This window comes from Thermoanaerobacterium sp. R66 (assembly GCF_028895185.1).
In the GTDB taxonomy this organism is placed as follows: domain Bacteria; phylum Bacillota; class Thermoanaerobacteria; order Thermoanaerobacterales; family Thermoanaerobacteraceae; genus Thermoanaerobacterium.
Genome location: NZ_JAEUWW010000001.1, coordinates 1,332,029 through 1,354,509, shown reverse-complemented (window position 1 = coordinate 1,354,509; position 22,481 = coordinate 1,332,029). Strand labels below are relative to the sequence as shown.

Sequence of the window (22,481 nt, the reverse complement as noted above, 5' to 3'; positions counted from 1 at the left end):
TTAGAAATCATTTATTGTATAATAGATATTAATTTAAGACTTAAGACAGTATATAAAAAAGAAAGTGGGAAATTTATATGGAATTTTCAACTCAAGGTGAAAGGCTAAAGAAAATTAGGAAAATGCTTAAGATGAAACAGAGAGAACTACAGGATAAAAACATTACCAGAGGCTTTATAAGCATGATTGAAAGCGGTAGAAGCACTATGAGCAAAGAAACAGCTTCTGTCATAGCAGAGAAATTTAATAAAAGAGCCAAAGAGATTGGCATAAATCTAAACATAGATGGTGAATACCTTTTAATGACGCCTGCTGAAGAAGCCGAATATTATTGTGTCCAAAAATTAAAAGAGATTAACAATGAAGATGATTTAAGCAAAATAAATGAATTGCTTGAAATTGCAGAAAAATACGGAAGAAAGCGAGTAAACGCACTGATAAGCATTAAAATTGGCGACATAATGTATAATGCAAATAAATATATAGATGCAATATTGAACTACAACAAAGCCCTTGAACTATTGATGATGTATGGATTCAAGGAACAGATACCATACGTTTATAATATGTTAGGCGTTTGCAAGATGAATATAACTGATTATGCAGAAGCAATATTTTACTTTGATAAAGCCATGAGTTTTGCTGATGAAATAAACGATAAAAGCATAAGAAATAAAGCGATTTATAACATTTCATTATGTTATAAACACATTGGCAAATATGATGATGCAATAGAATATGCTGAGAAATTTCTTAAAGATTGTAACAAATCAGATGAACTTATTAACTATATTTATGCAAGTTCTATAAAAGCCAATTGCTTTAGAACGATGGGCTTTCTTGAAAAATCTTTAGACGTATATAAAAATTTACTAAACGGTGTTAATGATGAAGATTCAATAGCAGGATTTATTTACAGCAATATTGGCGAAATTTACGCAGATCTAAATGATTATGAAAAGTCTTTAGAGTATCTTGATAAAGCAGAGAAGATAAGGCGCAGCAAAGATGAAAAATCATTGTCCCATACACTTATTGAAAAAGCCAACGTGTTATTTAAAATAGGGGACACCAAAGAATCTATAAGTCTCATGGAAGAAGGCATTTCGATAGCTAATAAAAACAATGACATAGAATACATCATAATGGGAAATTACAGATTGGCTGATATTTATAAGCAATTAAACGATAGAGAAAAAGAAATAAACACATACAACAAAATATTGGAAGTTGTCAAAAATATAAACAGCGTAAAAGAATTGTTAAAAGTTCACATAAAGCTATCAAAATTGTATTTAGAAGATGATAATGTAGACAAGTGTAGAAATCATTTGAGTGAGGCTGATAAAATTGCAGGATCAATGAGACTGTATTCGAATATTTTTATAAAGCCTCGTTGACTTTATGGTATTATAAGAAAAGAGGTAATATCATTGTTAAATTCAAAGATAAAAATAAATAAGCAATTTGTCTTCGTTTGGTTTGCTGAATTAATATCTATTCTCGGAAGTGGCTTAACAGACTTTGGACTAAGTGTATGGATATATGAGAAAACAGGCAAAGCTACGCCATTGGCTATTTCTATACTTTTTTCAGTATTGCCTGCAATATTTCTTTCGCAGATTGCAGGTTTTGTTGCTGATAAGTTTAATACAAAAAAAGTAGTTATATTCTTTAATACAGGAGCTGCTATTGTGTCTTTCGCTTTTATTTTCCTTTTAAGAAATAACTATTTTAACTTATTTATTACTTACATCATTATTTTGTTGATTGCAGCATTTAATCTGTTTGAGAGTGCTGCTGTCCAATCATCAATTGTGTACATTGTAGACAAAGAAAATCTGAAAACAGCAAAATGGCATGAATCAAGTAAGTGATTCATTAAATAACTTATTGACACCTGTAATTGCAGGCATTCTATATACATTTATAGGATTACAAGGAATCATTATAATTGATCTGGTGACATACGTCATCTCCATGGCTATCTGGATGTTCTTCCCTGCAAGAATATTTAATAAGGAATTTGAAAATGAAAAAGTGAGAGAAAACAGATGGAGCTGGAATCAATTTATTAATAATTTGAATGATGGTTTTAAGTTTATTTTTGCAAGAAAGGGGCTTACATTATTGGTATTTCTCTTTGCAATTGCTAATTTTCTGGATAATCTTGCTGTTGTACTCATTACTCCTTTAATGCTTTCAATTGGAAACAGCACTCAGTTAGGTATTGTTCAGACATTTGGCGGAATTGGCATGTTTATTGGTAGTTTCATTGCTACATTACATAAAAGCGATGCTTCCTACACAAAAACGATAAAGAGTTGTATTCTTAGTGCGTCAGTTTTCTTACTTTTAATAGGAATTAGGGCATCGTTTATTACCGTATCGCTTTGCAGAATGCTATTTTTGCTATTTATTCCGATTTCAAATGTGGCTGCTGGGACACTTTGGCAGTTAAAAACGCCTAAGGAACTGCAAGGACGTGTTTATACAGCAAGATCCATGATTATTCGTTGCATTATGCCTGTGGCATATCTTATTGTAGGTCCTATTACAGATGTTGGATTCAAAAACATTCTTACTGTAGACAATAGATTCATTGATTTTATTAAGAATCTATTAGGTGTAAGTGTGCTGAATTATCGATTGGTATTTATTCTATCCGGAATCACATTGTTTATTGTTATATACTCATTTTTTAAAAATAAATCTCTATCGGATATAGACAAATTGCCAGATTATGCAAAATAAACATTATGCTTTGACAGCATCACGATAGACAGTAATAATCGTGGTATAATTAGAGTGTACAGCACAGAGAGTGGGGACTATTTGAGATTCAAATTCGTAAAATAAACTGATGGGGCTTTCTTTTTGTATAACCACCTTTCCATAACAAAATGTTCAAAAGGACGTATAGTAAAATAAGGGAATATAAAGGAACCGCGCCGTAAAATCTTCATTTATGAGGTGAAAAGTGATGGATAGATTATACGAGAGTTGTTGGGGGATTGATGTACACACCAAAAAATGATTGCTTTAAATGTGGCAATGATGAGGAAATCCGTGAGTACGGAACAACAACAGCAGAATTAAGAGAACTCACTGCATGGCTACTTAATGAAAGGTGTGAAATGATAGCCATGGACAGCACTGCTTCTTATTGGAAACCATTATACAATATATTCGAGCTTTTCGGATTAGGTGCTATAGTAATAAATGCAAGAGACATGAAGGCTGTTCCTAGACGGAAGACAGATGTAAAAGACGCAGAATGGATTGCAGATCTTTTTCAGCATGGTTCTCAAGTATAGCTATGTTCATGATAGGGAACAAAGAAAATGCGCGACAACTCGCTATGGAGGTTTTAAAGTTGTACAAATACTTATTAATTTTTATCGGCACAATGATAATAATTTTTGTCGCAGATTTTATTTTTAGATTAATTTTTCATAAAGATATTCGAGATATAAGCAAAAGCTGGAAATATATTTTGTATTATTCTTTAATTTTATGTATTTTGTTTTTTATGGCTTATTGGATGTTTCCTAATGTGTTTTCTTAAAATGAGTATAATGCCTGCTTCAAATCAGAAATATGCTAACGAAACATGCTAACATTTTGCTAACGCAATAAATAAAACTACTTAAAAAATAAAATGTTCAATCTTAATCAGCGGGTCTGGGGTTCGAGTCCCTAATGGCGCACTAATATTTAAGTCAATCAAAGGGTATCGAGATTTTATCGATACCCTTTTTGTATGCGAAATCACTTTTTAAATAAAAACACACTAAAAAACAAAAAAGTTTTTGAAAGATATTAATGGCGCAGAGTTTAAAATCAAAGCGTCATTCTTTCATTCTAAACTGGGTGTTATACAAATCTTTGTAGACGCCTCCTTTTTTTAAAAGTTCTTCATGGCTTCCTTTTTCAACTATTTCACCATTTACTACAACAAATATTATGTCTGCAGCAATTATTGTGGATAGACGATGGGCAATTACTAAGCTGGTTCTGGACTTTAAAAGAGGTTCTAATGCTTTTTGTATATAAAACTCAGAATTGGAGTCGAGTGCTGATGTAGCTTCATCAAATATTATAATCTTGGGATTTTTTAGTAATGTCCTTGCAATGGATATGCGTTGTTTTTCACCGCCAGACAATTTTATACCTCTATCGCCTACAATTGTATCGTATCCGTTAGGAAGAGATTCGATAAAATCGTGAATATATGCTGCTTTACACGCATTTATTATTTCCTCATCTGTGGCATCTTGGCGTGCAAAAAGTAGATTTTCTTTTATAGTTGTATTAAAAAGGTACGTATCTTGTGTAACCATTCCTATATGGTTTCTTAGAGAAGTAAGTGAGACATCTCTTATATCTACTCCATCTAAAAAAATTTTTCCCATTTTCACATCATAAAGTCTGGGAAGAAGATAAGTAATGGTAGTTTTCCCAGCTCCGCTTGGTCCAACTAAAGCTGCCATTTGACCAGGCTTTATTTCAAAGTTGATATCTTTAAGAGTATCGTGCAGACCATCATAAGAAAAATAAACATGATCGAATTTGATATCACCTTTTACGTTATTAACAACGATGGAATTTTCCTTTTCATAAATCTCGCTTTTTAAATCTAAATATTGAAAAATTCGTTCAAACAATGCCAATGATCTAATAATATCCACGTGTATATTTGAAAATGTGTTTACTGGGCCATATAGCCTTGATATCAGTGATACAAACATGACTATTCCGCCTATTGTAATACTGTTATACTTTATGAGTATTATCCCTCCAACCAAATATATAAGCATCGGCCCTATTGCGATAAAAGTTTGTATTGTCATAAAAAACCATCTGCCAATGATCGTTTCCCTTATTTGAAGTTGTGTCACTTCATTATTTACTTTTTCAAATTCTTTATATTTTTCTTTTTCTTTTGTAAAGAGCTTAATAAGGAACATACCGCTTATATTTAGAGTTTCAGTTATTATGTTTGTCAATTCAGCAAGTTTTGATTGGGTTTTAAGTGCTATTTCCCAGCGTCTTTTGCCAACCTTTCTTGTAGGTATTACAAACAAAGGCAATGTCAGAAGGCTGACGATGGCAAGCATCCAATTTGTGTAGAACAAAGTTGCTGCAGTTGTTAGAAATACAAATATACCAGACAAAAGCTGAATAAACGTATTTGAAAATACACTTTCTATTCCACCAATGTCGTTATTGATTCTGGAAGTTATTTCACCTGTTTTTGCATTAGAAAAAAAGCTTATAGACATGTGCTCTAAATGATTGTACATGATGGATCTTAGGTCTCTGATTATGCTTTTTGAGACAATGCTGTTTAAATATGATTGTCCAACAGCAATAATATTAAGCAATAATGTCGTTGCAAACGACAAAAGAATATATACAACCAAAAGCGTCAAGTTTTTCTTTGGCAGTGCAATATCTATTATGTTTTTAGTTAGTATAGATGGAATTACGCCTAATATGGAAGTAAAAATAACAGTCATAAACAATACTATCATTAGCTTCCAATATGGCAAAAAATACTTTAGTATGCGTAAAATAAGTGATTTCGTGATATGAGGCTTTTCATCAGTCTCTCTGTAAAATCTCTTGCCACGATATCCCATTGATTGCATTTGAATCATTCTTTCGTTAAAAGAAATTACGAATAAATTATATCAAAACTATAGTCAATGTGTCAAAAATGTTTTTTTATTAGGGCAGTCATAAAACACGTCAATATTCTATGGCAAGAGGTACTTATTGTATGCAAGCATAAAGAAGATGAACTCACTTATTCTGTTCATTGTGATATAATAATGGATGGGATTTGAAAAATAGAGAGAAACCACTATTCTAAGCATTTTAGGTGATGAAGGGATATGGTTCGCAGTCTATTAAGTATAGATTGGGATTATTTTATTCCTTTAAAAAAAGAGTGGTTGAATTCTTACACTGAGACACAAAGAAATATAGAGTGGATATGGTATAAAAGGCATTTAGAAAGCTATTTGAGAGGTATTGACATAGAAAAATCAGTGTCCATATCTTATAGATTGGATGATTTTTGGGATAAGATAAGGGAACATTTTATCTTTGCAAAAGACATTGAAGTGTACGTGTCTGAGTCTCACATGTTGTCATATCATATAGCTATAAATAATAAATGTGAAGAAGTGTACTCTTTAGATACGCATGCTGATTTAGGATATGGAGGAATTAGTTCGGTAAACTTTAAGTTGAATTGTGCTAATTGGATGGGTAAACTGTTAAGTGAAGGTCGGATAAAAAAGGCTCATATAGTGTACAGCCATCATACGACTGAAAAGCCAGAAGACTTTAAAGATTTTAATAAACTTTTTCCGGTCAGGTATTACAATGATATTGATGAATTGCCTAAGGGTATATATACAGCAGCTATACATATATGCAGATCGGGTGCATGGACACCACCTTGGCTTGACGATGAGTTTTTTAAGCTTGTAAATAACCTAAACCTGCCATATAAAGTGGTTAAACTTTATAAAAGGAAATGGGACATTGAAAAAACGCAACTTTCAGACCTACTTTATTATCTCAACTTTTCATAAAAGATCCGTGGATAGTATGTATTGATATTCTTAAAAGTAAAAGGCGTTAACCTAAAAGTAGGTCAGCGCCTTTTTTTCTATGTAAATTTCTATTACAGCCTATATGTTTTTGGTGCGGATGAAGGGATTTGAACCCCCACGTCAAAGACACTAGATCCTAAGTCTAGCGCGTCTGCCAATTCCGCCACATCCGCACATAAATCTTTAAGTCAAAAACCTTAACAATGGTATTATAATTAATATTCATTAAAATGTCAATAGCAGATAAGGCTTAGAAAGTACAATTCTATATACAAGTTTTTCTATACATATTATAATATATATTTTTTGTAACAAAAGAGCTATATCTCCATAATATATAAAAAGAGGGGGGATATAGATGCCTAACAATATAGTTTTTAATCCAGTGGCGGAACAACTAAAAACTTTGGTTCATGGAATGCAAGGCACCACACCAACGCCTCTATTGTTAGATTCGACGACAGGAAAGCTTTTGTCAACTGTTGATGGCTCTGTGACTGTAGCAGGTACAGTAACGGCACAAGGAACTTTAACGGTTACTGCATCAAATCTTGATATAAGACCGCTAAGTGGTGCAACTGATTCTGTGACTATTAGCAGTGGTACGGTCACAGTTGCTGGAACAGTGACTGTAACTGCGTCATCATTAGATATAAGACCTCTTACTGCTTCAACTGATTCATTTACACTTGGAAGCAGGACATTCTTAGAAGACTCCACAAGCATTGCAGGTGTAACTGGAACAGGTGTTGTTCTAATGGAGAATACAGGCAACAAATCCATGTACTCTTATTATATAACGAATACAGGCACTAATACCATTTCCATTAAACTCCAGATAAGTCCTACTACTACTGACACCTATTTTGTTGACGACATCAATAGTATTAGTCTGGCAGGCGGATCTATTACAGTCTTGACTGCTGTAAAATTTATGCAGTATACAAGATTGTATTACGACACGGGCGGTGCCGCAGCTACTGCAGAATTTTATTACAACGCTCAGGTTTAACGATGGGGCTTTATGCCCCATATATTTTCGAAAGGAGGATTCAAATGTTAAGCCTGTGCATGATCGTAAAAAATGAAGAGGACAATCTTGAAAGATGCCTTAAAAGCGTTTACGACGTAGTCGATGAAATTATAATCGTGGATACTGGCAGTACTGATAAAACTGTTGACATAGCGAAAAAATTCGGTGCAACAGTATTTTACTATAAATGGAATAATGACTTTAGTGCAGCCAGAAATTTTTCATTAGATAAGGCAAAAGGCGATTGGATTTTGCTGATGGATGCTGACGACGAGCTTGATGAAGCTGGTAAAAAAATGATAAAGGCGCTTTTGAAAGACGATAAAATTGATGCATATTTGTTTGAAACCATAAGCTATGTAGGAGATGAAGAAGGATCAGATGCTCTTTCCAACTTAAATGTAAGGATCATTAAGAATAAAGCTGAGTACAGATTTATTGGGTCCATTCATGAACAGATATTGATTTCAATATTAAATCATGGTGGAAATGTAGCAGAAGTTCCGATAAAAGTTTATCACTACGGCTATTTGCACAAAAATATCAAAGAAAAAGATAAAAGAAACAGGAACATGTCTATACTGAAAAAAGAGCTAAAAAGAGATCCAGACAATCCCTTTCACAATTTCAATATTGGAGCGGAGTACATGGCGTTGGGCGATTATGAACGCGCGTATAATTACTTTAAGAAGTCTTTTGATTTTTCAAAAAACATTAAAACTGGCTATACGACAAAACTGATTATCAGGATGATCATTTGTTTAAATCAATTAAATAGGCTTGACGAAGCATTTAGTTTATGCAATGAGTCTATTGAAAAATATCCGAATGTAACTGATGTGGTGTTCTTAAAAGGCATGTTATACCATAGGATTGGTTATCACCAAGAAGCCATAAATTGTTTTAGAAGATGTATAGATATGGGTGAACCGCCGCTTATCGATAGATTTATAACAGGCGTAGGCGGATTTAAAGCTTACCTTGCCATGGGTGAAGTTTTTATGGATGCAAAAAATTTTGACGATGCTATTGAATGTTTTTTAAATTCATTTAGACTTAATCCAACTAATAAAGCAATACTGTATAAATTATCATACGCTTATTTCAGCAGATACGATGAGAAGACTGCGATAGAGAAGATTGTTTCGCATTTTGATTTGTCACCTGAAGCGTATACGATTATAAGCGATATATTTTTTTTAAATGGCAAGTATCATGAATCGCTAAAATTTATAGACATGGCACTAAATTCACTGAAGAATAATATAACGTATTATGTAAAGGGAAGAACATTGATGTATCTACACAGATATGGTGAAGCTGCAGAATGTTTTGAAATGGTGGATGGCGGTGAATACACCATTGATAGTTATATTAATAATATTATTTGCCGCTTGTTGATTGGAAAAAGCATTAAGAATCAAATGTTGTTGTTAAAAAAACGTTTTATAGAGGCTTATAAAGTATTTTTCAAATTTGACCTATTGCTTAAAAAAGATGTGATATTGCCAATAGGCGTCGAAGACACTGGCACATATACAAATGTTATTTTTATTGTACTCGACAAACTGTTTGAGATTCAGGAATTTGACTTATTTGAAAAATCTTTAAATATGCTTAATATGGTAAATGAGAAAGATGTTTTGTTGAGATTAGGAAAACTTTATTATCGGCATGGAGCGTACAAACTTGCTGAAGAAGAATTGGCACGTTCTATGAAGCTATTTGATATAATCGATGAAGAAGGTATGATTATATTAAGCAGTTTGTGTGGGCAAAAGGAAGATAAAATTAGTTGATTGTTTTGATTTTGTTTGTAGGGGTGATGAAATGCCTTCTATAATTATACAGCCATCCACAAAAGATACGTCATTAGAATCGGGTTACCCCAACAGCAATAGAGGAAGTGATCCTACACTTTGGATCGGTAGGTATTACATTGGTTTTTCTGGGAAATCGGTGTACAGAGCTCTTATACAGTTTGATTTAGGCATGGTGCCACAAGGTTCTATCGTGGTTGAAGCTATTTTAAAGCTTTATTTCAATTATGCAACAAATCCATCAATTCCTGCATATATTACACCGTTTTTAATTGTGGATGAATGGGATGAAAATACAGCAACATGGAATAATGGGCCGAATATTGATGAAACAGTATTTGGCTCTACCAAGGCTGTGACTAAAGAGGGCTGGTATGGATTTAATATAACGAATATAGTTAATGGATGGATAAGTGGCATCTACAAAAACAACGGGATAATGCTTAAAACTCCAGAGGCGCAAAACTTTGAAACGAAAAGTTTTTATTCTAAAGATGAATCAATAAACATATCTTTAAGACCAATGTTACAACTGACTTATATAGGAGGATACCCATTTACGCTAAACGAAAGAAGATTTGTGAAGGCGAAGTTTACTTACACGGCATATGATGATGAAAATTTTACAGATGTAAATGATTGCTCATCATATGACAAATATACGTACTTCGTGTATAATACAAGTGAAAATCCAGTTATAGTAAAACTCCTCATAAGTCCTGGTGACGATTTATGGATAGAGGATGGCAATGAAATAATTTTAGATGCAGGCAAAACAGTTGCATTGGTACCTTATTTATTTTCTCAATATTCAAGGTTATCATATAAAAACAAAGATGCAGGAAAAGGAGCAAACATTACCGTGTGGTTTGAGGCACAAGTTTAAAAAATTGCAGCACAAATTAAAAAAATGCATTATAATATTAATAGTATAATATCGAATGAAGAGGGATAGTTTTAAATGAATAAGACAAAGGAAAAGATATTTAATGCAGCCATAGATATAATTTCTCAGAAAGGTTTCTATAAGGCTACAATGGATGAAATTGCAGATAAAGCAGGGGTGGCCAAAGGAACCCTCTATTATCACTTTAATAGCAAAGATGATATATTGATATTCTTAATAGATGAAGGATTGTCGCTTTTAAAGAATCAAATACTGGAGAAAATAAGCCACATGAAAAATTCTGTAGAAAAACTAAGGGAGATAATTGTGGTTCAGTCGAATTTTTTATTTAAGTACAAAGATTTTGTCCTTATATTGCTAAGTCAATTGTGGGGAAAAGAAGATATTCAAAATAGCTTTAGAGAAAAAATATACGATTATTTAAAGATTATTGAGGACATCATTGATGAAGGAATTGAAGAAAAGCTAATAGAAAGATGTGATAAAAAACTGCTATCTTCTGCTTTTTTTGGCATGATAAGCTCTCTTATTATCTTTCAATTTAGAAATAATGATGTTATAGACCCGGAACATATAGCAGATAGTGTTATTGAATATACATTTAATGGAATCCATTATAGAGATTAATCTTTATAATGGTTTTTTTATTGACTTTTAAGATCAAAGATACTATAATAAGTTAGAACTGACCGGTCAGTATAAAAAATATTGGAGGTGTATTTATGACAGGTGTGATTTTTAATGAGCTTAAAAGATTGGCCCAAAACAGATTTATTAGATTAGCAGTAATAGTGATTATTTTTATGCCACTATTGTACAGCTTTCTTTATTTGTATGCATTTTGGGATCCATATGGCAAGTTAGACAAACTTCCAGTTGCAGTTGTGAATCAGGATAAAAGTGTGCTATACGATGGAAAATATAAAAGTTTTGGGGATGACATTGTAAAGGAATTAAAAAGCAATCATGATTTCAAATGGAATTTTGTAAGCTACGATGATGGTTTAGATGGTTTAAAAGGCAATAAATATTATTTTATGATAGTGATACCAAAGGACTTTTCCAAAAATATTTTAAGTGTCAATGGCAATGCCGTAGAAAAAGCTCATATTCAGTATATAACAAATGACAAAAAGAATTTTTTGGCGACACAGCTTGGAAATAAAGCCATAGAAAATTTGACGCAAAAAATATCTGATACGATAAGGAAAAGCTATATAGATACTGTTTTTTTAAATGTTGAAGACATTGGAAATGGTTTAAAACAAGCTTCTTTAGCGGAAAAACAATTATCAGATGGTGCAAAAATGCTAAATGATGGCGTTTCAAAATTGAATGATGGCATTAACAAAGCTTTGGCTGGAACAAATCAATTTAAAGATGGGTTGTATAATTTAAGCATTGGGGCAAATAACGCATATTATGGCGCGTCAAATTTAGCAAATGGCGCTCAGATTTTATCTCAGAAATTAGATGAAGTAGATAAAAACAGCAATTTGATTTTAAATGGAATGAATAATCTAAAGAGTGGTTTAAATGGAGTGAGTCAAGGTCTTAATGCAATAAGCAACAGCATAAACCAATTGAAAAGCGGCTCGACCGCTGTAACAAATGGTTACGATCAAATTGGTCAGAGTCTATCGTCATTTTTAACAGAATTTGATTCGGTAAGCAATGGATTGAACAGTATTCAGACAAATTTGGACAGCGCCGTTGCTGCATTAAACAATTATGTTGATAAACACCCCGAGGCCATGTCAGATTCGGATTTTAAGGCGGCGATTACCGTTGTGTCAGAATCAAATTCAGGATTAAAACAAATAATCAATGGACTTGAAACTAACAAGGCCAAGATGGATGCATTGAACGATTCTCTTAAAAAATTAGACAGCGCTACTAATAATTTAACAATTGGATATGACAAATTGAATGATGGAGTATCACAATTGCAAACAGTAGTAACACAAATTATAAATGGTGAAAATAATTTAAGCAATGGCATTTCTCAGTATGCAAATGGAATATCGTTGTTAAATCAAAAGATGAGCGACATTACATCCGGGCTTTTAAAACTTAATGATGGACTTAATGCATTAAAACAAGGTGCTTCTAGTTTATACAATGGCTCTAAAGACTTAAATAGCGGGTTGGTGACGGTATCTAATGGCAGCAAGCAGATACAAGAGAACATGGAGAAACTATACAAAAATCAAGATCTTCTTTATAAAAAACTTAGTGATGCATCTGATAAAATAGAAGTGATGAGTACAACTGATGAGAAAAAGAGCATGATAAATGAACCTATTATTCTTGATACTAAGAGATTAAATCCAGTAGCGAATTATGGCATTGGGTTTACACCGTATTTCATACCTTTATCACTTTGGGTTGGCGCATTGATTTTATTCTTTATAATTGATATTTACGATAAAAACGGCTATAAAGATATTAGCAACGCTTCAATTGTCGTAGGTAAACTGCTAAGCTTAAGCATTTTAGGAATTTTTCAATCGATAGTTTCTGGTTTTGTATTGATAGAAGCACTTAAATTGCCTGTGAACAATTTGCTATACTATTACGTTATAAATGCTGTAATGTCTGTGGTTTTTGTGTTTATTATCGGATTTTTTGTAATGCTTCTTGGCATGGCAGGAAAATTCTTCGCCGTTGTTCTTTTGATGCTGCAGTTGACATCATCTGGTGGCGTATTTCCTATGGAATTAGAACCGAAATTCTTCAATATTCTAAATCCATTTTTCCCAATGACATATGGTACTCAAGCATTGAGAGAAGCTATTTCAGGTTCTAATATTGGGCTAATTATTCACGACTTGCTTATCTTAGCATGTTTTGGTATTTTATTTATGCTTTTGTCAATTTTGCTGTCGGGAAAAGTAGGAGATAAGAATAAAATTGATGAAAAGTTAAATGCTGCAAATTAAATTCACATAAGATTCACATAAATATTTAATAATTTTGAAACTGCCAATGATAGACAAACCTACGATTCAGTATATAGTTGAAGAAGCCGTAAACTCAGGCATAGAGGATATACTCATAATAACACGAAGAAACAAAAGAGCGATAGAGGACCACTTCGACAGATCGATAGAATTGGAATTGGAGATAGAGGTATAAACAAAAAAATCTTGTGTAAATCTTATAGAGGTGTTAAAATAAATAAGTAATTGAATAAGACAGTTCGAAACCATCCTGTCTATAAACAAAACTACGGGCATTGCAAATCAAAAGTTTGCATATATGAGCACAGGTGGACTGTGCTTTTTTTCATTATGTTTATGGAAGGATGTGATAACTGGAAATTTTAGGAGGTATAGCATGAACGGAGGATTTTTAAAAAAGAAGTACAGCCTTACTCAAAAATTGACTATCTCTGGATTGGTAATGGCATTGTACCTTGTTGTAATGTACTTTACACAAAATTTCGCTTTTGGCCAGTACCAAATAAGAATAGCAACATCGATTTATGCCTTGGCTGCTATTTTCCCATTTTTGGTATTGCCAATGGGATTAAGCAATATGCTTAGTAATATTTTAATGGGAGGCTTAGGGCTTCCTGATATGATTGGAGGCTTCTTTGTAGGCATATTGACGTCGTATGCAGTTTACCTTATTAGAAAGTATCGTCTAAATGATTGGTTTATCTCAATTCCTATAATATTATTTCCAGGCCTTATAGTGCCAATTTGGCTTTCTGTTTTGCTTAAAATACCGTATCACATATTGGCCATAAGCGTTACAGTAGGTCAGATTATACCTGGAATTGTAGGTGTACTGTTAGTCAAACAGTTGAAAAACAAATTATGATGGAGTGTGAGTATCATGCCAAGAGATGAGAAAGAGCTTAATGGATTATCTCAATTAGGGAATAAAGAGACTAAATACATTTTCGATTACGATCCATCTTTGCTTGAAACATTCCCTAATAAACATCAAGAGAATGACTATTTTGTAAAGTTCAATTGTCCTGAATTCACAAGCCTTTGTCCTAAGACTGGACAGCCTGACTTTGCAACAATATACATTTCATATGTTCCAGACAAGCTGATGGTTGAAAGTAAATCATTAAAGCTTTATCTTTTTAGCTTTAGAAATCACGGGGATTTTCATGAAGACTGTGTAAATATAATCATGAAGGATTTAATAAAACTGTTGGATCCAAAATACATCGAAGTTTGGGGCAAGTTTACTCCAAGAGGTGGAATATCTATAGATCCTTACTGCAACTATGGAAGGCCTGGTACGAAGTGGGAAGATGTGGCACAAAAAAGGCTTTTTTACCATGATATGTACCCTGAAAAAGTAGATAACAGGTGATTTTGTGATATAATATAAATATCAATTGACGTTAAAGGAGATGCAATACATGAAAATAGGGGTAATAAGCGATACACACGGCGATTATACATCGTGGGAAAAAGCTATTAGCTATCTTCACGATGCTGATTTGATATTGCATGCGGGTGATGTTTTGTATCATGGCCCTAGAAATGACATTCCATCTGGATACAATCCTAAGAAACTTATTGCTGCCATAAATGATTGCAAAATACCTATTTTGATATCGAAAGGAAACTGTGATGCATCTGTAGATCAAATGGTATTGAACATCCCTATTCAATCGCCTTACGTCTTTGCAGTGATTGAGAACAAAAGGTTTTTAGTACAGCACGGCGACAATATAAGCCAAGACGAAATACATGATTTGATTTTCAGGTACAAACTTGATTATTTTGTTACTGGACATACCCATGTTCCAGTGTTAAAGAAACATGACAACTGCATAATTGTAAATCCAGGTTCTACATCTTTAAGCAAAAGAGATGATGGAATAAATACTATAAGCATAATTGATGACGATGGCATATATATTTTAGACATAGAGACAGGTAATAAGATACTTGAAATAAAAAATTAAAACCACCTAAATGGGTGGTTTTAATCATATCTATAGGACTTTTACTATCTTTTCATATCCATTTCTCTTTAACCTTGGATAAAGCGTTTTGCTTTCATCGAAGTACCCGAGAGATATAAGCATTACTACAACCTTGTCATCAGGTATACCAAATGCTTCTTTTAACTTATCTTCTTCAAAGCCGATCATTGCATGTGAGTCAACGCCATAATATTTTGCGGCGTACATTATGGACATGCTTAAAAGAGATGTATTTCTGACGGCAAAATTGTTCGCCTTTAAGTCTGTATTGTAAAGCATATTTTTAGCAAAATCGATACTGCCTTGTATCTTGTCATCAGGAATTCCCACATCTCTCATGTACCACCATGCAGGATTATCTTCCTTATATGCGTTTTTATCGCCTATCATGATTAAAGTAACCGGCGCATCAAGAATCTTTGGCTGTTTCAACGCCACATCGTAAAGTTTTTCCTTTGCTTCCTTTGACTTTACAGCGATTATTTCCCAAGGTTGCAAGTTAAATGCTGAAGGTGTTAATGCAGCTAAATCGATTATCTTTTTTAATGTCTCTTCATCAAGTTCTTTATTTTTATCAAAGAAATTGACAGAACGCCTTTCTTCGAACACTTCTTTTAAATCTTTCATAATATTTCCTCCTAATTTTGAAATTACACCTAAATTATACCACATATTTTTTAAAAAACAAAGAAATCGGATAGACATACTATGAAATATGATTAGATCGAAAAAAGTTGTATAATATATGTGGACAAAATTTTGCATTGGAGGTCTTTTTATGGATTGGAATGAGATAAGGGAAAAAGCAAGGGAAAACATGAAAGGCTATTGCAGAGGATGCAAAAGATGTGACGGCATTGCATGTGCTGGTGAAGTCCCTGGTATGGGCGGTACAGGCACGGGAAATGGATTTATCGAAAACATAAAGGCATTAGACAGATGGAAAGTCAAGTTGAAGACGCTTCACGATGTCCTAAAGCCCGACATAAACACATCTTTTCTTGGCTTTGAAGTCAAGATGCCTGTTTTTGCTGCTCCAATGACAGGACTTAAGGGAAATGCAGGTGGATATTTGTCTGAGCGTGATTACGATATTATGGTTGCAGAGGCGTGCAAAAATGTAGGAACGATATTTATGTCAGGCGATGCAAATGATAAGGACATGTATCCTGCAGGCATCGATGCTATAAAATCAACAGGTGTTTTAGGCATACCATTTTCTAAACCTCGGACAGTAGATGAGATAATAGAGAAGGCGAAAATTGCTAAAGAAGCAGGAGCTATAGCATTTGGCGTCGATGTGGATGGAGCTGGGCTTATTATGATGGTAAGAAGCGGCCAGTTTGTAGGGCCAAAATCGAAAAAAGAGATCGAGACGATAGCTGAAAATATTGAGCTTCCTTTAATATTAAAGGGCATCATGACGGCAGAAGAGGCGGCGATTGCAGCAGAAGCAGGTGCAAAGGCAATTGTCGTTTCAAATCACGGAGGAAGAGTATTAGATCACACGATGGGAACTGCTGATGTTCTACCGGACATCGCAAAGGCTGTTGGAAACAAAATCGATGTATTGGTGGACGGGGGCGTAAGAACAGGGATAGACGTCTTAAAGATGTTGTCATTGGGAGCAAAAGCCGTCTTGATAGGGAGACCTATAATGATTGCTGCACATGGAGGAGGAAGAGAAGCCATAGAGTTTTATCTCAACAAGGTTTCTGACGAGTTGTATCAGGCCATGATCCTCACTGGATGCAAGGACTTAAAGAACGTGCCAGAAGTGTATAAAGCAAGCTGATATTAAAAGATAGAAATGAGGCGATTTTATGACAAACCATAAAGTTGATGAGTATTTAGAAAAAGTTTTAAACTGGAAAGATGAGTTAGAAAAGTTAAGAGAAATAATGTTGGAGTTTCAATTAGAGGAAGATTTAAAATGGGGTAAGCCATGTTACTCATACAATAAAAGCAATATAGCCATACTGATAGGATTTAAGGAATACTGTGCGATTTCATTCTTCAAGGGCTCTTTGCTAAATGATGAAAAAGGAATCTTAATTAAACCTGGCGAAAATTCTCAGGCATCTCGACAGATTAGGTTTAAAAGCATTGAAGAAATTGCTGAAAAAGAAGATGTTTTAAAGGAATACATCACTAAGGCGATTGAAATTGAAAAGCTGGGAATGAAAGTAGATTTTAAAAAGAACGATGAGACTAAAATACCTTATGAATTTCAGATTAAATTAGACGAAGATCCTATTTTAAAATCAGCTTTTTTTGGATTGACCCCTGGACGACAGAGGGCATACATTATTTATTTTTCTCAACCGAAGCAATCTAAGACGAGAGAGGCAAGAGTCGAAAAATATATAGGGAAAATTTTAAGCGGGAAGGGATTAAATGACTAAACGGCGGGTGTTTCCGCCTATTTTTTATTTTTACAAAACATTGCAAAGACTATTGACATTTATGTATTATAGTGTTATATAATTATATAACAGTATAAAACTTAAGGAGGTTGTTTTATGAGAAATAATTTGATTGAAGCAATTGTCTTCCTTTTATCGATTATCGTGATTCTTGTTGGATTTGCAGTTGTCATTTCTAAAAAGACGTTTAATACGCAATTGCTTAAGAGATTTAATGAAAGCAGAATGGTGAGGCTGATCTTTTCATTGGCATGTATATTTTTAGCTTGGATTATGCCATGGTTTTCTGTTAAGATGTTGATGGCTATCGGGGCTTTTGGATTTTTAATAAGCATCTTTCCGATTAAAAGGAATGCTTCAAGTATATCAATAGGGATTGCGGTTACACTTTTTGTACTTGTTGCATTATGGCTTGTAGGACTATACTCTTATCAAGGTGTTGGAAGTATTTCAAATAGCGTATTGCGGATAACAAACAGTTTTCCAATAGACGTTAAGAGCACAGCGGATAATAGCCCTCGCATTGATGGAAGCGAAAGAATAATGCCTGATAAGAAAATATCATTAAAGGATGCAAAGAATGTCAATATAGCAGTAAAAGGTGGAATAGAAATAGAGTTTACAAACAGTGACACTATTTACATTCCATCTGAATTGAACGTGGAAAGCGATAATGGAAATTTGACAGTTTTTGAAAAAACTCCAAAGCAAGATGTTACTTATGTGATCGAATTGGGAACTAATCCAAATGAGGCTGTAGATATAAGATCCGCAGGCATTGAGATCACTGGAAGCGGTAATTTCAATAATTTCAGCTTAAATTCTGCAGGTTCTTCAATAAATGGTAATATATCTTCTAATAATGATGTGTATTTGAGTTGTGCTGGACTTAAAGTGAGTGGAAATTTAAAGGGAAAAGTTTTGAACATTAATAGTTCTGGCACAACTTTGAATGGGGAATTAGATTTTAACAAAATAATTGTTAATTCAACAGGTTTAGCTATAAATGAGATGTCAAAATTTAGCGAGCTAAATATTAATGCTACTGGACTTTACGGCAGAATCGATATTTTAAACAGCAGCAATGAAAGAGGAGATCTTAGTGTGAGTTCAACAGGCGGAACATTAACTGTAGTAAATAAGAACAAAGCACCCGTAGACATCAATACTTCTGGTTTTATAAAAATAACTAAAGAGTGATTGCAAAATGTTGAGAAAAGTAGATAAACACAGTGGAGTTCCTGCCTATCTGCAAATAGTAAATATGATAAAATCAGAAATTTTGCTTGGGAATCTTCAAAAAGGATCGCAGCTATCTTCAATACGTGAATTGCAACAAATTTTTGATGTGAATATAAATACTGTATTAAAAGCATTGGAAAAGTTAAAATCAGAAGGTTATATTGAAGCGGAACAGGGTGTAGGATACTTTGTTAAAAAGGATTTTGATGTGGATAAAAAGATTATAGAAATAATAAAAACATGTGTAACTAAGTTAAAAGACAATAGTATAGATTATTATACAGCTATATTGATATTTGAGGAGGTCTGGAAAAATGAGCGATTATAAGACTGGTTTTTCATTAGAGCTTAAAAAGATGGACGTGTATCTTGAAAAAGAATTAACGGAAAAGACAGGTAGAATTGCGATTTTGATGTTGATTCTTTTATTGCCAAATTTTTTTGTTAAGGAATTTGCAATACTGTTTTTATCATCATCGTTGCTGATACATGATATACGGCATCAAAATGTTGAAATTCTATATTCTCTGCCTTTTTCCAAAAAAGAATTGTTTAGTTTCAACTTGATTTTTTTATGCCTTGCCGTTTTTATTACTTCCGCTTTTGGAGAAATTTTTATAGACAATACGATTGTTGAAAAATTAGAATTTATTTTAAGAAGTTTGATTTTAATATTTTCAATATTTGGCATTCAGGTGATACTCTCTGAATTCAATATTGATGCAGTAGTCTTTAGCTTTATTGCAGTGATTTTTGATGCAATTTTAGGCAATTTTGGGACACCCGACATAAATAGTTCTAATTTTAACCCTTACAGTTTGATAAGTTTTACAAAGCAGGGGAATTTGGTCATGTCACTTGTGTTTTCAATATTGATTTGTTTTATTAGCTATTTAGTATACACACGAAAGGACGGTGAAAATCCTCATGAAGGCTTTGGAAGTAATAAACTTAAGCAAACAGATTGATGGCAAACAAATTATATCAGACGTAAGCTTTTCTGTGCCAGAGGGAGAAATAATTGCACTTGTTGGGCCTAATGGTGCAGGGAAAACCACCACATTAAAATGTATAATGGGCATTATAGGAAAAGATGCAGGTGAAATATTCATTTTTGGGCAGCCTTTTAGTACAAAACTTAAGACGGATATGGCGTTTGTTTCAGAAAACAGAAAAGTTTTTGCTAATTTAAGTTTAGGAGATTATCGAAAGATATATGAGACGCTTTATCCAAATTGGGATGACAACTTTTTTAAAAGTCTCGTATCTCGATATGGATTTAATCTAAAACAAGAGATGCAAAAATTTTCAGAAGGGCAGAAGACGCTTCTATTGTCGATTTTAGCTTTTTCTACAAATGCAAAACTCATTATTCTCGATGAGCCGACTCAGCATCTTGATCCAGCAGTAAGATTTGAGCTTATAGAAATGATAAAAGAATATGTCAATGACAAAAAAGGAACTGTATTGCTTTCTTCTCATGAGATATACGAGTTAGAGGAGTATGCCACAAGCTTTGCTATCATAAAAAACGGGAGAATAATTTACACCGATTCAATAGATGAAGCGAAACAAAAGCATAGGATACTAAGTGCAAACAAAATTGCAAAGGACATGAAAGTGATAGCTGTAATCAATGACGAGGTTTTGGTTAAGACAGATGAAGATGTGGGCGATTATCCTCGTTTAAATCAAATTATTGTTGGCTATTTAAAAAGTACAGATGAAATTTTTCAAACAAGTTATTCACTTTGATGGTTTGATTTGATAAAATATCTTTATATATAGATATAGTTGAATATGTTCAAAGGGGGACATTGAAGTGAAAAACATTGTCATTTATGATTCTACATTGAGAGACGGAGCTCAATCACAGGGAATTTCTTTTACAGTATCAGACAAAATAAAGATTGTTGAGCTTCTAGACGATTTTGGCGTAGATTACATTGAAGCTGGAAATCCCGGTTCTAATCCCAAAGACATGGAGTTTTTCGATATTATAAAAAGAAAAAGTTTGAAAAATTCCAAGTTGATAGCATTTGGCAGCACAAGGCGGGCAAACACGTCGGTGGAGAAAGATGCTAATGTCAGTTCGCTTCTATTGGCGGAGACAGAATATGTGGCAGTATTTGGGAAGTCATGGGACTTCCACGTTAGTGAGATATTGCGAACGACTTTAGATGAAAATCTCAATATGATATATGATACGATAAATTACCTGAAAAAGCAGGGCAAAAAAGTGGTATTTGATGCAGAACATTTTTATGATGGCTTTATGGAGAATCCTGATTACGCATTGAAAACAATTCAGGTGGCGTATGATGCAGGAGCAGACAGCATTTGCCTTTGCGATACAAAAGGTGGCATGTTTCCTACAGAGATATACGACATAACCAAAAAGGTTGTAGATAAATTTGATTGTGAGATAGGCATACACGCTCACAATGACAATGGTATGGCTGTTGCCAATTCTATAATGGCTGTAGAGGCAGGTGCAGTACAAGTCCAAGGAACGATAAACGGATATGGTGAAAGATGTGGAAACGCAAATCTGTGCACGATTTTGCCAAACTTGCAGTTTAAAAAAGGAATAAAATGCGTTGAAGACGACAAGATGAGAGAGCTTACGGTACTTTCAAGAAGAGTAAGTGAAATAGCCAACGCGGCACCAGATGAAAGAGCACCGTATGTAGGGAGAAACGCGTTTGCCCATAAGGCAGGTATGCATTCAGATGCTGTTTGCAAAAACACAAGGTCGTATGAAATCATCGATCCAGAGCTTGTCGGCAACGAAAGAGTGCTTTTATTATCAGAGGTAGCTGGCAGAAGCGCTTTAATAGGTATAGTAAATGAAGTAGACCCAACCATAGACCGCGACTCTGATAAGACGAAAGAAATATTAGATAGACTAAAAGAAATGGAATCTAAGGGATATAAGTACGAAGGTGCTGAAGGTTCGTTAAAGCTTTTGATATTGAAGACTCTGGGGCTGTATAAACCTTCATTTAGGCTTATAGAATTTAAAGTAATAGTCAATGAACCATCTGTTGACGATGTAAATTCGTCTGCCCTCATAAAGATAGAAGTAGACGGGCAAGAAGAAATAACCGCTGCAGAAGGCGATGGACCTGTAAACGCACTTGATAAGGCAGTCAGAAAGGCTTTAGAGAGGTTTTACCCGGAAGTCAAGGAGATGAAACTTACAGACTACAAAGTAAGAGTGTTAGATTCTAATTCTGCTACAGCAGCGAAAGTAAGGGTAATAATAGAATCGTCTGATGGAAACGAAGTTTGGAGCACCATTGGTGTGTCGACAGATATAATAGATGCCAGTTGGATAGCGCTTGTAGACTCAATAGAGTATAAGCTTAATAAAAAATGATGAAAAGAGACTGCTGCACAAATGACTGAATAGTTCACAGTGCATCAGTCTTTTTTAATACGCAGTTTTACCTTGAGACGCC

The 22,481-nt window shown here is 33.8% G+C and carries 21 protein-coding genes, 1 tRNA gene and 2 pseudogenes; 21 read left to right on the top strand and 3 right to left on the bottom strand.

Features of this window, described 5'->3' with window-relative positions; genetic code table 11:
- Window positions 1-77 precede the first annotated feature (77 nt).
- The 4 genes and pseudogenes from JJQ93_RS06920 to JJQ93_RS06905 all read left to right on the top strand — a co-directional run.
- Entirely contained in the window at window positions 78-1,400 is a 1,323-nt protein-coding gene (locus JJQ93_RS06920; RefSeq protein WP_274893211.1) for a helix-turn-helix domain-containing protein, read from the top strand.
- A 33-nt stretch (window positions 1,401-1,433) separates the two neighbouring features.
- Window positions 1,434-1,877 carry an MFS transporter gene (locus tag JJQ93_RS06915; RefSeq protein WP_274893210.1) on the top strand — a complete coding sequence of 148 codons (444 nt, stop codon included), beginning with the start codon at window positions 1,434-1,436 and terminating at the stop codon, window positions 1,875-1,877.
- Entirely contained in the window at window positions 1,861-2,754 is an 894-nt protein-coding gene (locus tag JJQ93_RS06910; protein WP_274893209.1) for an MFS transporter, read from the top strand. The genes JJQ93_RS06915 and JJQ93_RS06910 overlap by 17 nt, the downstream gene beginning before the upstream one ends.
- Before the next feature lie 229 nt (window positions 2,755-2,983).
- A pseudogene (locus JJQ93_RS06905) lies at window positions 2,984-3,345 on the top strand (IS110 family transposase); the annotation flags it as partial.
- A 506-nt stretch (window positions 3,346-3,851) separates the two neighbouring features.
- Here JJQ93_RS06905 and JJQ93_RS06900 read toward each other — a convergent pair.
- Window positions 3,852-5,663: an ABC transporter ATP-binding protein gene (locus JJQ93_RS06900; protein WP_274893207.1), complete on the bottom strand. Its 1,812-nt coding sequence runs from the start codon at window positions 5,661-5,663 to the stop codon at window positions 3,852-3,854.
- A 237-nt stretch (window positions 5,664-5,900) separates the two neighbouring features.
- Here JJQ93_RS06900 and JJQ93_RS06895 point away from each other — a divergent pair, with 237 nt between their 5' ends.
- On the top strand, window positions 5,901-6,608 hold the full coding sequence (locus tag JJQ93_RS06895) for an arginase (protein ID WP_274893206.1): 708 nt from the start codon (window positions 5,901-5,903) through the stop codon (window positions 6,606-6,608).
- 110 nt (window positions 6,609-6,718) lie between these two features.
- Here the strand turns inward: JJQ93_RS06895 and JJQ93_RS06890 are convergent.
- Window positions 6,719-6,802, bottom strand: a tRNA-Leu gene (locus JJQ93_RS06890).
- Between the two features lie 185 nt (window positions 6,803-6,987).
- On the opposite strand from JJQ93_RS06890, the gene JJQ93_RS06885 reads away from it, so the two are divergent.
- The 9 genes and pseudogenes from JJQ93_RS06885 (at window position 6,988) to yfcE (ending at window position 15,328) form a co-directional block, all read left to right on the top strand.
- Window positions 6,988-7,641 carry a DUF6385 domain-containing protein gene (locus tag JJQ93_RS06885; protein WP_274893205.1) on the top strand — a complete coding sequence of 218 codons (654 nt, stop codon included), beginning with the start codon at window positions 6,988-6,990 and terminating at the stop codon, window positions 7,639-7,641.
- Between the two features lie 44 nt (window positions 7,642-7,685).
- Window positions 7,686-9,461 carry a TPR domain-containing glycosyltransferase gene (locus JJQ93_RS06880; protein WP_274893204.1) on the top strand — a complete coding sequence of 592 codons (1,776 nt, stop codon included), beginning with the start codon at window positions 7,686-7,688 and terminating at the stop codon, window positions 9,459-9,461.
- A 31-nt stretch (window positions 9,462-9,492) separates the two neighbouring features.
- Window positions 9,493-10,368, top strand: a complete 876-nt coding sequence (locus JJQ93_RS06875) for a DNRLRE domain-containing protein (protein WP_085111851.1) — start codon at window positions 9,493-9,495, stop codon at window positions 10,366-10,368.
- Window positions 10,369-10,443: 75 nt separating this feature from the next.
- Complete coding sequence (locus JJQ93_RS06870) at window positions 10,444-11,016, top strand: TetR/AcrR family transcriptional regulator (RefSeq protein WP_085111605.1); 573 nt, start codon at window positions 10,444-10,446, stop codon at window positions 11,014-11,016.
- Window positions 11,017-11,111: 95 nt separating this feature from the next.
- Window positions 11,112-13,331: a YhgE/Pip family protein gene (locus tag JJQ93_RS06865; RefSeq protein ID WP_274893203.1), complete on the top strand. Its 2,220-nt coding sequence runs from the start codon at window positions 11,112-11,114 to the stop codon at window positions 13,329-13,331.
- Window positions 13,332-13,371: 40 nt separating this feature from the next.
- Window positions 13,372-13,521 (top strand): annotated as a pseudogene (locus JJQ93_RS06860) (sugar phosphate nucleotidyltransferase); the annotation flags it as partial.
- Between the two features lie 207 nt (window positions 13,522-13,728).
- Window positions 13,729-14,217, top strand: coding sequence for a QueT transporter family protein (locus JJQ93_RS06855; protein WP_274893202.1), 489 nt, complete (start codon window positions 13,729-13,731; stop codon window positions 14,215-14,217).
- Window positions 14,218-14,232: 15 nt separating this feature from the next.
- Window positions 14,233-14,727: a preQ(1) synthase gene (gene queF, locus JJQ93_RS06850; RefSeq protein ID WP_013787561.1), complete on the top strand. Its 495-nt coding sequence runs from the start codon at window positions 14,233-14,235 to the stop codon at window positions 14,725-14,727.
- Between the two features lie 49 nt (window positions 14,728-14,776).
- Complete coding sequence (gene yfcE, locus JJQ93_RS06845) at window positions 14,777-15,328, top strand: phosphodiesterase (protein WP_274893201.1); 552 nt, start codon at window positions 14,777-14,779, stop codon at window positions 15,326-15,328.
- Between the two features lie 30 nt (window positions 15,329-15,358).
- Here the strand turns inward: yfcE and JJQ93_RS06840 are convergent, their stop codons facing one another.
- A complete protein-coding gene (locus JJQ93_RS06840) occupies window positions 15,359-15,976 on the bottom strand; it encodes a nitroreductase family protein (protein WP_085111600.1) in 618 nt (205 codons plus the stop codon).
- Between the two features lie 151 nt (window positions 15,977-16,127).
- Here JJQ93_RS06840 and JJQ93_RS06835 point away from each other — a divergent pair, with 151 nt between their 5' ends.
- From JJQ93_RS06835 to cimA, 7 genes are all read left to right on the top strand, one after another.
- A complete protein-coding gene (locus tag JJQ93_RS06835) occupies window positions 16,128-17,144 on the top strand; it encodes an alpha-hydroxy-acid oxidizing protein (RefSeq protein ID WP_274893200.1) in 1,017 nt (338 codons plus the stop codon).
- Between the two features lie 28 nt (window positions 17,145-17,172).
- Entirely contained in the window at window positions 17,173-17,754 is a 582-nt protein-coding gene (locus JJQ93_RS06830; protein WP_274893199.1) for a YdeI/OmpD-associated family protein, read from the top strand.
- Between the two features lie 117 nt (window positions 17,755-17,871).
- Complete coding sequence (locus JJQ93_RS06825) at window positions 17,872-18,975, top strand: hypothetical protein (RefSeq protein ID WP_274893198.1); 1,104 nt, start codon at window positions 17,872-17,874, stop codon at window positions 18,973-18,975.
- A gap of 7 nt (window positions 18,976-18,982) precedes the next feature.
- The gene (locus JJQ93_RS06820; RefSeq protein ID WP_085111596.1) at window positions 18,983-19,345 is read left to right on the top strand and encodes a GntR family transcriptional regulator; all 363 of its coding nucleotides are present in this window, start codon (window positions 18,983-18,985) and stop codon (window positions 19,343-19,345) included.
- Window positions 19,332-19,985 carry a hypothetical protein gene (locus tag JJQ93_RS06815; protein ID WP_274893197.1) on the top strand — a complete coding sequence of 218 codons (654 nt, stop codon included), beginning with the start codon at window positions 19,332-19,334 and terminating at the stop codon, window positions 19,983-19,985. The genes JJQ93_RS06820 and JJQ93_RS06815 overlap by 14 nt, the downstream gene beginning before the upstream one ends.
- Entirely contained in the window at window positions 19,945-20,772 is an 828-nt protein-coding gene (locus JJQ93_RS06810; protein ID WP_274893196.1) for an ABC transporter ATP-binding protein, read from the top strand. Before JJQ93_RS06815 ends, JJQ93_RS06810 begins: the two co-directional genes overlap by 41 nt.
- Before the next feature lie 67 nt (window positions 20,773-20,839).
- Complete coding sequence (cimA, locus tag JJQ93_RS06805; protein WP_274893195.1) at window positions 20,840-22,399, top strand: citramalate synthase; 1,560 nt, start codon at window positions 20,840-20,842, stop codon at window positions 22,397-22,399.
- The last annotated feature ends 82 nt before the right edge of the window (window positions 22,400-22,481 follow it).

Coding starts and splice junctions, on each gene's coding strand:
- JJQ93_RS06920 (WP_274893211.1), top strand. CDS start 78: ATGGAATTTTCAACTCAAGGTGAAAGGCTAAAGAAAATTAGGAAAATG.
- JJQ93_RS06910 (WP_274893209.1), top strand. CDS start 1,861: ATGAATCAAGTAAGTGATTCATTAAATAACTTATTGACACCTGTAATT.
- JJQ93_RS06900 (WP_274893207.1), bottom strand. CDS start 5,663: ATGATTCAAATGCAATCAATGGGATATCGTGGCAAGAGATTTTACAGA.
- JJQ93_RS06895 (WP_274893206.1), top strand. CDS start 5,901: ATGGTTCGCAGTCTATTAAGTATAGATTGGGATTATTTTATTCCTTTA.
- JJQ93_RS06885 (WP_274893205.1), top strand. CDS start 6,988: ATGCCTAACAATATAGTTTTTAATCCAGTGGCGGAACAACTAAAAACT.
- JJQ93_RS06880 (WP_274893204.1), top strand. CDS start 7,686: ATGTTAAGCCTGTGCATGATCGTAAAAAATGAAGAGGACAATCTTGAA.
- JJQ93_RS06875 (WP_085111851.1), top strand. CDS start 9,493: ATGCCTTCTATAATTATACAGCCATCCACAAAAGATACGTCATTAGAA.
- JJQ93_RS06870 (WP_085111605.1), top strand. CDS start 10,444: ATGAATAAGACAAAGGAAAAGATATTTAATGCAGCCATAGATATAATT.
- JJQ93_RS06865 (WP_274893203.1), top strand. CDS start 11,112: ATGACAGGTGTGATTTTTAATGAGCTTAAAAGATTGGCCCAAAACAGA.
- JJQ93_RS06855 (WP_274893202.1), top strand. CDS start 13,729: ATGAACGGAGGATTTTTAAAAAAGAAGTACAGCCTTACTCAAAAATTG.
- queF (WP_013787561.1), top strand. CDS start 14,233: ATGCCAAGAGATGAGAAAGAGCTTAATGGATTATCTCAATTAGGGAAT.
- yfcE (WP_274893201.1), top strand. CDS start 14,777: ATGAAAATAGGGGTAATAAGCGATACACACGGCGATTATACATCGTGG.
- JJQ93_RS06840 (WP_085111600.1), bottom strand. CDS start 15,976: ATGAAAGATTTAAAAGAAGTGTTCGAAGAAAGGCGTTCTGTCAATTTC.
- JJQ93_RS06835 (WP_274893200.1), top strand. CDS start 16,128: ATGGATTGGAATGAGATAAGGGAAAAAGCAAGGGAAAACATGAAAGGC.
- JJQ93_RS06830 (WP_274893199.1), top strand. CDS start 17,173: ATGACAAACCATAAAGTTGATGAGTATTTAGAAAAAGTTTTAAACTGG.
- JJQ93_RS06825 (WP_274893198.1), top strand. CDS start 17,872: ATGAGAAATAATTTGATTGAAGCAATTGTCTTCCTTTTATCGATTATC.
- JJQ93_RS06820 (WP_085111596.1), top strand. CDS start 18,983: ATGTTGAGAAAAGTAGATAAACACAGTGGAGTTCCTGCCTATCTGCAA.
- JJQ93_RS06815 (WP_274893197.1), top strand. CDS start 19,332: ATGAGCGATTATAAGACTGGTTTTTCATTAGAGCTTAAAAAGATGGAC.
- JJQ93_RS06810 (WP_274893196.1), top strand. CDS start 19,945: ATGAAGGCTTTGGAAGTAATAAACTTAAGCAAACAGATTGATGGCAAA.